Below are 13,448 nucleotides of genomic sequence, written 5' to 3'. Positions count from 1 at the left end.
GGACGGGGCCGTATCATTCAGGATATACACCAACCGCTCTCTGGGATAAGCCGGATCCAACGGCACATAAGCCCCACCCGCTTTCAGCACCGCCAGCAGCGCCACCACCATCGCCGGGGAACGGGCCACGCCAATCACCACCCGCTGGTCCGGTGTCACGCCCAGCGCCATCAGTTGATGGGCTAACCGGTTGGCACAGGCATTCAATTCCGCATAACTGAGGGTTTGCTGTTGATACATCAGCGCTGTGGCATTCGGGGTTATCTCCACCTGTTGTTCAAACAATTGATGGAGACATAATGGATCAGGATAAGGGGTTTCCGTCGCGTTCCAGGTCTCCAGCAACAATGTGCGTTCCGTCGCAGGCAGGATGTTCAGCACCCGCACCGGCGTCTCCGGGGCTTGCTCAAGCGCCACTGCCAGACTCTCCAGCGCCTGCTGCATATAACCGCATATCCTGTCCGGATCAAACGGCTGCACTACATAAGCGGTCAGCCCTAAAGAAGCGCCGTCATCCTCCACCGACAACCCAAATGGATAGTTAGTACGCTCCTGTCCGCCCAGGAATTCAATCCCAGCCATCGTTTCATCCAGCAGATCCGGCTGCTCATTATGCCGGTAGTTCAACAAGGCGCTAAAGAGAGGCGTACCGCTGGCAACCCCACTGCACCGCTGGGCCAGCGCCAGTGACGCATGCTCATGCGTCAGCAAGCCGGCCAACCGTAAATGTGCTATCCGCACGCTGTCCCGTACCGGGGTCTCATCAATATCCAACCGCAACGGCAACGTATTAATAAACAGCCCCATGCCACTATCAGCGCCTTCTCCCGCCGCCATGCGCCCAAATAAGACGGTGCCAAACACCACTTTCTCCTGCCCACTGGTACGTGACAACACCTGTGCCCAGGCCAGATGACACAGCGCCGCCAGACTGACACCCAAACGCCGGGCCTGACTACGCAAACGATCATTCAACCCGGCCGTCAGCATCCAGTACGATTCCGTTACCTGTGAGCCATCACGGTGCACCTCCGCCAGCCCGAACGGCAGTGTCGGTTCATCGACCTCCGCCAACATATCGGTAAAGAAACGGGTATGCACTTTCTGACTGGTGCCCAACCGGGCCTGAGCCACCAGATTACGGAATGGCACAGGCGCAGGCAGGCTGTCCCCTTGTCCGGAAAAATAGGCCTGCACTTCACGGTGCATCACTTCCATCGTTTCATGGTCACCAATCAGGTGATGCAGCAATTGCAGTACCATCCAGCGGCCATCAGTCTCCTGCGCCACCACAAAACGCAGCAGAGGCGCCTGGCCCAAATCGAGATGATAATGACGGGGATTAAAACGTTGAGCCAGTTGATCACTAACCGGTCCATCAACCGGATCCAGCGTCAATTCAGTCACTAATAAAGGAGCTTGACGCCAAACGACCTGAGCCGGCACGGATAATCCTTGCCAGACAAAAGCGGTACGCAGAATATCATGGCGATCAACCACCTGTTGCACCGCATCCAGATAACAATCCAGCAGAGAACGGTCAGCAAAGGCCATCTGACTGGTTAACAGATAGGGATCACCTTCGTTCGCTAGCAGATGGTGAAATAGAATGCCATCCTGCAACGGCGACAGGGCATAGATATCCTGAATATTGGCAATCCCGCCCGGAACCTGACCGACGATACGGTCAATCTCAGCCTGAGTCAGGTCAATCAACGGCAGCAGGTCTGGCGTCAACGCCACAATGTCCGGTGTAATGCGGTTGTCAGGCACCGAGATTTCACGATGTTGAGCCAGCGATTGAGCTAAAACCCGGAGTGTTGGATGCTGGAATAGCGTTTGCACCGATATCCCCAGACCGATACGCCGCAATTGTTCAATCATTCGTACAACGAGCAGCGAATGACCGCCAAGCGCAAAGAAATTGTCATGCCGGCTAATCCACTCAATCCCCAGCAGCTCACACCAGACCGCCGCCAACATCGTTTCCATCTCCCCTTGCGGCGCTTCATAACGCTGACGGGCAAAAGCGTCCTCGCCCGGTGCCGGTAATGCCTGACGGTCCAACTTACCGTTAGGCGTTAGCGGAAAGGCATCCAGATACACAAAGGCCGCTGGCACCATGTAATCAGGCAAAATGGCACTCAGATGGGTACGCAAGCTGTTAACCTGCCTATCCTTCGCCTGAGCCACCACATAGGCAACCAGGCGTTTATCTTCCCCATCACCCTGTACCAACACAACAGCCTCACGTACTGCTGGGTGTTCTGTCAAACGAACTTCAATTTCACCCGGTTCAATACGAAAGCCCCGGATTTTAACCTGCTGATCATTACGGCCAAGGAATGCTAAATTGCCATCCGGTAGATAGCAACCTAAATCTCCCGTTTTGTACATACGGGCATCAGGCTCATCACTAAAGGGATCAGTGACGAAACCTTCGGCAGTCAGATCAGGCCGATTGAGATAACCGCGGGCAATGCTCGCCCCGCCAATATAGATTTCGCCTGTCACCCCCAGCGGCACCGGCTGGCGGTAAACATCCAGCAAGTAAACTCGCGTATTTGGCAGTGGCCGGCCAATGATATTGGCTTGTCCTGCCATTTCATTCAGACAGGATATCGTTGTGGTAATCGTGGCTTCGGTAGGACCATAGCAATTCGCCAGAACAGGATATTCACGGTGAACCGATAACCAGCGTTCTAACTCATGATCAGATATCGCTTCCCCACCAATACAAATTATTCTTAGGCCCTGATAGATATCGCCTTCATTCACTTCAGAGATTATTCGCCAAAATTGGGCAGGTATCGCAATGTACGTAATTTTGTAAGACTCACATAAACGCCAGAATTCCTGCGCACTGAACGTCCACTGGTTTGTCCTCAAGACGACGGCTGAACCCTGCGTTATCGCGCAAAATATTTCAGAGGCACAAACGTCAAAAGCAGGGTTGCAAAACTGCAATAGACGGTCAGATGCGTTAAACAACCACTTGGTATTCAACGCAGTAATTTGATTAACCAGCTGTCTATGTTCAACCATCACCCCCTTCGGTGTGCCGGTCGAGCCAGAGGTGTAAATCACATACGCCAGATGCCGTGAGGTCAATTCAGCTATCTGCGGATTGCTATCCGGCTGGTCAGGCAATTCATTCGGATCAAGCACCGTCAACCCGGTAAACACGTTTTCGCCCAGCGCTGCATGCCCGGCTACATCGGCCAGTAAAATAGCCGGTGAAGCATCAGACAAAATATGCCCCAAGCGTTCCCCAGGGTAATCCGGGTCCAGCGGCACATAAGCCCCGCCCGCTTTCAGCACCGCCAGCAATCCCACCACCATTGCCGGTGAACGCGCCACGCAAATCGCCACCCGCTGATCCGGTTCTACGCCCAACGCAATCAGTTGATGCGCCAGCCGGTTGGCACGGGCATTCAATTGGGCATAGCTGAACGTCTGGTCTTCATATACCAGTGCCGTCGCATCCGGCGTTTTCCCGGCCTGTTGTTCAAATAACTGATGAATGCACAACGGGTCAGGATAGGGGATTTCCGTGGCGTTCCAGGTTGCCAGCAATAGCCTGCGCTCTGCCGGCGCCAAAATATCAATTTCCCCAACGGGCTGTTGAGGATGAGCCACCATCGCTTGCAGTACCGTGTGCAGATACCCTACATAGCGTTCGATCGTTTGTTGATCAAACAGGGCCGTGGCATAACTCAAAGCCCCCACAATCCTGCCATTCTCCTCAGACAGTGCCAGTTCCAGATCAAACTTGACGGTGTCCAGAACAAGATCAACAGGTGAGACGGCCAATTCGGGCAGTCCCCATTCCAGGCTCTCATTGTTCTGCCAGGTAAACATCACCTGGAACAGCGGGGTATGCGCCAGTCTGCGCGGTGGCTGCACAATTTCCACCACCTGTTCAAACGGCAGATCCTGATACGTCTGTGCCGCCAGTGCGGTTTGCCGCACACGAGCCAGCAACTCAATCACACTCGGCGCACCCGATAAATCGATACGTAAGGCCAGCGTATTGACAAAGAAACCGATCAAGGATTCTATTTCCTGGTGGCTGCGGCCTGCGCTCGGTGTGCCGATAACCACATCCTCCTGACCTGACAGACGCGACAAGACCGTGGCCCAGGCGGACAACAGGGTCATGAATAACGTGACGCCTTGCTGTTCGCTCAGGTGCTTAAGGGATTGCGTCAATTCCGCATCCAGATCGATGAGCATCACATCCCCGGCAAACGACTGCTGAAGAGGGCGTGGTCGATCGGTTGGCAAATCCAGCAGTACCGGCGCATCAGCCAGCAGGGTACGCCAATAGTCCGATTGAGACTGGATCCGTTCAGCCGACAGCCACTGGCGTTGCCAGGCGGCGTAATCAGGATATTGGATTATCAACGGTGGCAAAGGATCACATTGCCCCGCCAGAAAAGCCGTATAGAGCATGCTCAGTTCACGTATCAGCACACCTACAGACCAGCCGTCCGACACAATGTGATGCTGGGTAAGCAAAAACTGGTATTTATCATCGGTGAGCCGAATAAGCGAAGCACGGATAAGTGGGCCATGACTGAGATCAAATGACGTGCGGGCTTCCCCGATGCTCAGGTGTTCAAGTATAGTTTCGGCATCCGGTATCCCACGCAGGTCATGCTGAGATAAAGGCAAGCCGTTGTCCGCACTCAACAGTTGCACTTGTAGCTGACCGTCAACGGAGACGAAGACAGAACGTAATGCTTCATGACGGGCAAACAACGTGTCAAGCGCCTGCTGCCAGGCAGCGATATTCAGTTGACCACACAAGCGCAAGGCCATCGGGATATGATAGGTATCACTGACCCCCTCAAACTGGGCCAGGAACCACAGACGCTGCTGTGCGAATGACAGCGGCAACACCCCCTCACGGGATATTGGCATGATGACGGGCAATAGCCTGCGCTGCTCATCAAACTGGGCATGTATTGCCTCAGCAAAGGCCATTAAAGTTGGCGTTTCAAACAACGTGCTCAAGGGCAGTTCGATACCTAACGCCGCTATCCGGTTCATCATCCGCACCGCCAACAACGAATGGCCGCCCAGCGCAAAGAAATTATCATGCCGGCTGACTTGCTCAATGCCCAGTAACTCACGCCAGATAGCGGCCAGAGCAATCTCAACCTCCCCTTGCGGGGCTTCATAGACCTGACGAGCAACATCCTCCTCCCCCGGCACCGGTAACGCCCGGTGATCCAGCTTACCGTTCGGCATCAACGGGAGGGCATCCAGACGTACAAAAGCCGCCGGGACCATATAATCAGGCAACAAGACACTCAGATGTTCACGCAAACGGGAAACTAACCCGTCATGCGCTTCCGCCGCTACATAGGCGACCAACCGTCTGTCTCGTCCATCATCCAGCGCCAGCACCACCGCTTCCTGCACCGCCGGGTGTTCCATCAACCGGGTTTCAATTTCCTCCAGCTCAACCCGGCGGCCGCANGTATTTACCTGATGGTCGTTACGGCCCAGAAATTCCAGGTCACCATCCGGCAGGTAACGGGCTAAATCCCCGGTGCGATACATGCGCGCCCCAGATACCGGGCTAAAGGGATCCGGCATAAAGCGTTCTGCGCTCAGTTCCGGCCGGTTAAGATAACCCCGCGCCACCCCGACGCCGCCAATATACATTTCGCCAATGCCACCTAATGGTACCGGTTGACCCTCTCCGTCCAGCAGGTAGACACAAGTATTCTTAAGCGGCCGGCCGATGGAACGAACATCCTCCGCAGACAATATCTCCTTACAGGTCGCCGTCACTGTATTTTCTGTCGGGCCATACGCGTTCAATAGCCGAGGCCGGTGGGTTTGCTGGGTAAACCATGCCTGAATGGCATTCTTTTTGACCGACTGACCACCAAAAACCATTAATCGGAGCGTATTTGGTAGCGACAACCCATTATCTCCGGTCATCAGTTCGGACCAAAACGACGCCGGCAGAAACATCACCGTGATACGGTACTGCCGGGATAAATCAATAAATTCCCGCATAGACGCCAGCCAGCTATCATCCCGCATGACCAGCGTAGCACCNCGACATAATGACGAGAAACACTCTTCCACTAAAACATCAAAGGCAAAAGAGGCAAATTGCAACACCCGATCTTGCGCCGTAATGGCATAGGTCTCATTTAGCCCCAAATGACGTTGATACACCGCCTGATGCTCTACCATCACCCCTTTCGGCTGCCCGGTTGAACCGGAGGTATAGATGACATACGCCAGATGCTGGGGCGTCAACTCAGGTAACCGTGGGTTGCTGTCCGGCTGGTCCGGCAAAGTATTCGGGTCAAATACCGTCAGCCCGCCCAGCGCCTCTTCCCCCAGCGCCGCCCGGCCAGCCGCGTCAACCAGAACCACAGACGGGGCCGTATCATTCAGAATATACACCAGCCGTTCGCTGGGATAAGCCGGATCCAACGGCACATAAGCCCCACCCGCTTTCAGCACCGCCAGCAGCGCCACCACCATCGCCGGGGAACGGGCCACGCCAATCACCACCCGCTGGCCCGGTGTCACGCCCAGCGCCATCAGTTGATGGGCTAACCGGTTGGCACAGGCATTCAATTCCGCATAACTGAGGGTTTGCTGTTGATACATCAGCGCTGTGGCATTCGGGGTTATCTCCACCTGTTGTTCAAACAATTGATGGAGACATAATGGATCAGGATAGGGGGTTTCCGTCGCGTTCCAGGTTTTCAACAATAACGTGCGTTCTGTCTCCGGCAGGATGTTCAGTGCCCGTACCGGTGTCTCCGGTGTCTGCTCAAGGGCCTCCGCCAGACTCTCCAACGCCTGTTGCATATAACCGCATATCCTGTCCGGATCAAACGGCTGCACTACATAAGCAGTCAACCCCAAAGAACAGCCGCCATCCTCCACCGACAGCCCAAACGGATAGTTAGTACGTTCCTGTTCGCCCAGGAATTCAATCCCAACCATCGTTTCATCCAGCGGATCCGGCTGCTCATTATGCCGGTAGTTCAACAAGGCGCTAAAGAGGGGCGTACCACTGGCAACGCCACTGCACCGCTGGGCTAGCGCCAGTGACGCATGCTCATGCGCCAGCAGGCCGGCCAACCGCAGATGTACCTCCTGCACACTGTCCCGTACCGGGGTCTCATCGATATCCAACCGCAACGGCAACGTATTAATAAACAGCCCCATGCCATTGTCAGCCCCTTCTCCCGCCGCCATGCGCCCAAACAACACGGTGCCAAACACCACTTTCTCCTGTCCGCTGGTACACGATAACACCTGTGCCCAAGCCAGATGACACAATGCCGCCAGACTGACACCCAAACGCCGCGCCTGACTACGCAAACGGTCATTCAACACGCTCGTCAGCATCCGGTAGGATTCCGTTACCTGTGAGCCATCACGGTGCACCTCCGTCAACCCGAACGGTAGCGTCGGCTCATCCACTTCAACCAACATGTCGGTAAAGAAACGGGTATGGGCGGCCTGACTCACCCCCAACCGAACCTCCGCCACCAAATTACGGAACGGTACCGGAGCCGGCAGACGGTCCTCCTGCCCGGTAAAACAAGCCTGCACTTCACGGTGCATCACTTCCATCGTTTCATGATCACCGATTAGGTGATGCTGTAATTCCAGTAAAAACCAACGGCCATCGGTTTCCTGGGCGATGACAAAATGCAATAACGGGGCCTGATTCAAGTTAAGACGATAGTGATCCGGGTCAAAACGCCGGATTAACTGGTCAATGACGGAGCCGTCAGCCGGGTCCAGCGTCAGTTCAGTTACTGGCAAAGTCGCCTGACGCCAAACCACCTGAGCCGGCACAGATAATCCTTGCCAGATAAAGGCGGTACGCAGAATATCATGGCGATCAACCGCTTGTTGCACCGCCGCCAGATAACGGTCCAGCAGAGCGCGATTAGCAAAGGCCACCGGATAGAGCACCAGATACGGGTCGGCTTCCTTTTCCAACACGTGGTGAAACAGGATACCGTCCTGCAACGACGACAGCGCATAGATATCCTGAATATTCGCCATCCCGCCCGGCACCAGTCCGACGATGTGGTCAATGTCAAGCTGAGTCAGATCAATCAACGGCAACATCTCAGGCGTCAGCACCGTGGTTGCCGGTGTAATCACGTTAGGCGGCACTATCACGGCCTGATGTCGCCCCAACATTTGGGCCAGATCTGACAGCACCGGCGACTGGAACAGATCACGCGCCGCCAGTGTCAACCCCCGGTGACGCAATCGCTCAATCATTTGCACGCCAAGCAATGAATGCCCGCCTAGCGCAAAGAAGCTATCATGCCGACTGATCTGCTCAATACCCAGTAACTCACGCCAAAGAACAGCAATGGCGATCTCTGCCTCCCCTTGTGGGGCTTCGTACATCTGCCGGGCAAAATCTTCCTCCCCCGGTGCCGGTAATGCCCGGCGATCCAACTTGCCATTCGGGGTCTGCGAAAAGGTATCCAGACGCACAAAAGCCGCCGGGATCATATAGTCAGGCAAAATGGTACTCAAGTGTGCACGCAAATGAGCAGCCAATCCCTCATGCACTTGCGCCGCCACATAGGCAACCAAACGTTTGCCTTGCCTGCCATCCAGCGCCAGTACCGCCGCCTCTTGCACCGCCGGGTATTCCAATAGCCGGGTTTCAATTTCCCCCAGCTCAACCCGGAAGCCGCGGATCTTCACCTGCTGGTCGTTACGGCCCAAGAATTCCAGATCACCATCAGGCAGATAACGGGCCAAATCCCCGGAGCGATACATCCGCGCACCCGCTACTGGGCTAAAAGGATCCGGTATAAAACGCTCTGCGCTCAATTCCTGCTGGTTAAGATAACCCCGGGCCACCCCGACGCCGCCAATATACATTTCGCCAACACAGCCGATTGGAACCGGTTGCCCATTTCTGTCCAACAGGTAGATGCGGGCATTTTTAGCCGGCCTGCCGATAGAACGCGCATCTACCGGAGATAACACGTCCTTATAGGTCACCGTCACGGTATTTTCCGTCGGACCATAACCGTTCAATAACCGGGGCCGGTGGGTTTCATGAGTAAACCAGTCCTGAACGGCTTTCTTTTTGACCGCCTCACCGCCAATGATAATGAGCCGGAGGCAATCCGGCAGCGGTAACCTTGTCTCTCTGGCCGCCAGTTCCGACCAAAATAAGGTTGGCAAAGAAGTCACCGTAATATGATATTGCCGGGTTAAGGCAATAAATTCCCGTACCGACGCCAGCCAGCTATCATCCCGAAGAACCAGCGTGGCCCCGTTGCATAATGACGAGAAAAAATCTTCCACTGAAACATCAAAGGCAAACGCGGCAAATTGCAACACCCGGTCTTGTGCGGTGACGGCATAGGTCTCATTAAAGCCCAGAAGCCGGTGATAAATAGCCTGATGTTCTACCATCACCCCTTTCGGCTGCCCGGTTGAACCGGAAGTGTAAATCACATATGCCAGATGTTGTGGCGTCAACGCCGGAACCCGCGGATTGCTGTCCGGCTGGTCTGGCTGGATATTTGGGTCCAGTACCGTCAGCCCCGCCAGCGCGGCTTCACCCAGCGCCACCCTCCCGGTCACATCAGCCAATACCACTGTCGGCGCGGTATCATTCAGGATATACGCCAGACGTTCCCCCGGATAGGTTGAATCCAGTGGCACATAGGCCCCACCGGCTTTCAGTACTGCCAGCAAAGCCACCACCATCGCCGGAGAGCGTTCCACGCAAATCGCCACCCGCTGGTCCGGTATGACACCCTGCGCCATCAGTTGATGGGCCAGACGGTTGGCCCGGCTATTCAATTCCGCGTAACTGAGGGTCTGCTCTTGATACTGCAACGCCGGGGTCTCTGGAGCCTGCTCTACCTGTTGCTCAAACCGTTGATGGATACATAGCGGATCAGGATAAGGGTTTTCCGTGGCGTTCCAGGTTTCCAGCAACAACCTGCGTTCTGCCTCAGGCAACACATTAAGCTGTCCGACGGGGATTTCCTCACCCTGCCTTTTTGACGAAGCCAGCACCTGCAAATGTTCGCTCATCCGCAGAACCACTTCCTCGCTCAAACGGTTTTCATCGTATATCCAGCGAAAACCGCCCTGTGCATTCACCTGGAGCGTCAGCAATTCACCAAGCGCCGCCTGATCATCCTGTATCACCGAGACGGCGATCTGCCACGGCCGGTGGGTTGTCAGCGCCGGGATAGCCCGCAATGAAGGCAAGCGGATAAGGAGATCATGACTAAATGTCCGGTGCTGCGCCAACCGGGCAAGCTCATCATCAACCCAGTCAGCTACCGCTCCCCACGGCTTATCAAACGCCACCGCAACAGCCATAGGCACCACAGGCGCCAGATCTGCCGGTGTCTCATTTAACTCATTCACGCCCCAACCGATTTGGAATTCGGTCTGCTGAGTCAAACGCGCAAGATAGATAACGAATGCCTGCAATAGTACCTGTAATGGGTCCTCTTCACCTTTTTTTGGCAACGGAGACTGCCAGGCACTCATTATCCATCTGGGTTCTGCCTGATCCCCGGCAGTTTCGAAAGGTAACTGGAATGGCTGCAAAGCGGCAAGGCGCTCATACCAGAATGATTCACTGGGTGTAAGCGCCTGGGAGAGATTCTTTGTATTTTGAGTCGGTTGTGAAGCGTCGTTTGCGGCGGTTATGTTTTCTGACCTCTGAAGGAGGTGTCCAGTTTTACAAACACTTCCCATTTTAGTAATGTTATCTTTCATCTACTTACCTCAACGAACCTATTAGAAATTTGAAAACCGTCATTGCCGACAGTTACCATCAATGTTGTTCTCTTACTTCTTGCCTCCAAGAAATAAAAACGGACACGTCTGACATTAATTCAAGATACTCAGATGCGGGATGCCATAGCCCGATTAATAGCCATATAATCAACAATTCTTCGGCGCTAATTCCCTTGATAATAGAATAAACAATTCATCTTACGCGTCGGAATAAGATATTATTTTTCATTCCTATTTTTAGGTAAGCACCTTTGGCTTTCTGCCATTTTTATTATCTGACACTGAATCCCATAATTAAAAATGGAATCGTCAACTGCATTTATTATATAAAAACACTAAATCAATGTTATATTTTACCCGTCCTCCATTAATATCCAACTAAAATTATTCAATATTGACAATACAATCCTGCAAGCTCAATTATGCAATAACATGACATCAGATTAAAATAATATTAACTAAATTCATATGCCATTTATTACGCTAAAATAGCCATTTTAATGAAACCAAGACAAAAAGCGTAAAAAAATATATCCTAAATGTAAAGTAAATCTCTTTTTAAAAATTTAAAAACTTTTTATTTAAATCTGTACCTTGAACAATTAAAAGTCCGTAAAATTTTGCAGAATTTTAGTCAGCATGGATGCCGCACGCCCGCTGGATTAGGGACGTAGTACCATTACGCGAAAACTGAAAGAACTAGCATTGGAGTAAGGAAAGAATATTCCTATTCTTATCACCACCTTTTGGGATTTAATATATCGCATTTTATACTACCCATTCAAACAGATAAATAATCGCACATTAGAATAGTTTTATTATGTCGCTATCAAATTATCAATATTTTCCATGGAAAGATTACCGTGGGCACATTAAATATTAATTCTATAGCCTATCTTACGGTTTCCACGGGCCGCTTGGATAAAAAAGCTGTATGTCCTGGCTGGTTAGAAGTGGAACATAATTATGAAAATTTATTTAACTATTGAAAAGACAGAGCCAAACGCTATAAATAGATGAAAAAATGAATAATGATTTAGATAAAATTATTGATCAGATAAAACTTCTATCTGGTGGAGAAAAAAACAATATAGATCTGCCAGACGATAAGTTACCAGAGCAATATGAACGTGATTATTAGTTTCACTTTTCCAGATGATTATAAAAAAGTCTTAAAGGAAATAGCGAATGTTTTCTATGGAGCCATAGAATTATTGTCAGTAACTAAAGATAAAAAAAATTTGTCATCTTTTAAACGTAGTGCATTTTCTTTTTTTACTTGTTTTCCCTTTTTTGGCGATCAGAAAGCTGCTTTTTCGGTGATTAATTAACTAAGGATAAAAAAACAGGCGTCCATTAATGCCGGATTTTGAAAAGGTACAGAATCACTAAAAACGGCTTATTTCCTGTCATGTTTAATACATTTACCGAAAATGCTCTCCTCCGCTTATTTTATATTTACCTGTCATGCCATGACCATTTAAAAACACGAAAACAGAGGTGTTAAATATTTTATATAAAAAATGCATTTAACCATAAGTAAAATTTTTCAAAAGGATATTAATTATATTTAATCGAAATCTATTAACCATTAAAAGAGAGTTAAAAAATCAGCGAGAAAAAGAATATTATCCGAAAAACATAAAAGGGTATTTTTATACCATCAGGCGATTTACGGGTTGATTTATGAAGATAAAAGAAAGGAGGGAGACTTATAAGAATTGTTCAAAATTGCCAGTAAAACAGCATCAAAAAAGATAAAAAGCGAGTATGATTAAAGAGAGCGTCGAAAACTATCTGGGCGCACGTTACGGTTTTGAGGTTACCGTAAAGGAACCTAATGAACTTAGAAAAGAGCCAGAATATGCCGATGTGAAAATCGATAAATGGCAAATTTCTGTCACAACAGCCCCAGAGCGTAAGGACTTGCCAAAGCAGCGCATCAAAATTGAGATCGCTAACATCCCGGCCTATACAAAGAATCCTCGTCCATTAACGCGCAACTACCCTGTGTTGCCTGATGGCTACTCTGAAACTATCGTGTTGGTAGAAGAGTTAACAGAAATCATGGCGGATAAACTGGTTTCATTCCCTGCGACAACCAAGCATATTCGTCATCGTGACATGTGGGATTTGGTCTGGCTGAAACAACAGGGAGTTGTATTCACCAGCGACCAACACCGTTGCTTTCAAGATGTAACAATCGGTTGAATGAGCTGCTCCCCTGGCCGGATAATACCTTCAGTTAACATCCCATTTTATTGTTATCTGACAACGCAAGGTGAGTTCACCGGAGCCTTACAGCCCAGCGACGGTTCTATACTGACAAACTCTGGCTCTTCATCCGTCATAAAAGAAATAGAGGGAGAGGACTCCATTGCATAAAACTGATGCAGCGTTATCGCTAATATTTGCGGCTTATAATCTCTGACTATTTGCGCATAATTTTCTATCTGCCCCCAACGTCTTGCGATCAAATCAGCGCGCAGATTGGCGGGATATAACGCCAATTCCTGTGCCGCTTCAATAAACTGCACCAAATTCAGCTCATCAATTCAGGCGTGATAAACCGGCCAATTTCCGGGGCATAATACCTGAACGTATTAAAATGCAGCCCGGTCTCGTTGTCAAAATATTGGCCCGCATAA

Annotated in this window: 1 protein-coding gene and 3 pseudogenes; 1 reads left to right on the top strand and 3 read right to left on the bottom strand. The window is 51.1% G+C overall.

From position 1 onward, the window contains the following. Positions 1-10,779 (bottom strand): non-ribosomal peptide synthetase (locus PTE_RS26300; protein WP_051477149.1); only part of this gene is annotated, 10,779 nt, incomplete at its 3' end. Between the two features lie 1,794 nt (positions 10,780-12,573). Between PTE_RS26300 and PTE_RS04045 the strand changes: the two are divergent. Next, positions 12,574-12,960, top strand: a pseudogene (locus PTE_RS04045) (nucleotidyl transferase AbiEii/AbiGii toxin family protein); the annotation flags it as partial. 143 nt (positions 12,961-13,103) lie between these two features. Here PTE_RS04045 and PTE_RS04040 read toward each other — a convergent pair. Next, positions 13,104-13,355: pseudogene (locus PTE_RS04040) on the bottom strand (hypothetical protein); the annotation flags it as partial. Further along, a pseudogene (locus PTE_RS23340) lies at positions 13,355-13,448 on the bottom strand (RHS repeat-associated core domain-containing protein); the annotation flags it as partial. The pseudogenes PTE_RS23340 and PTE_RS04040, both read right to left, overlap by 1 nt.

The sequence above is a fragment of the Photorhabdus khanii NC19 genome (genome assembly GCF_000517265.1).
Taxonomy (GTDB): domain Bacteria; phylum Pseudomonadota; class Gammaproteobacteria; order Enterobacterales; family Enterobacteriaceae; genus Photorhabdus; species Photorhabdus khanii.
This window is presented reverse-complemented; position numbering and strand designations above follow the sequence as displayed.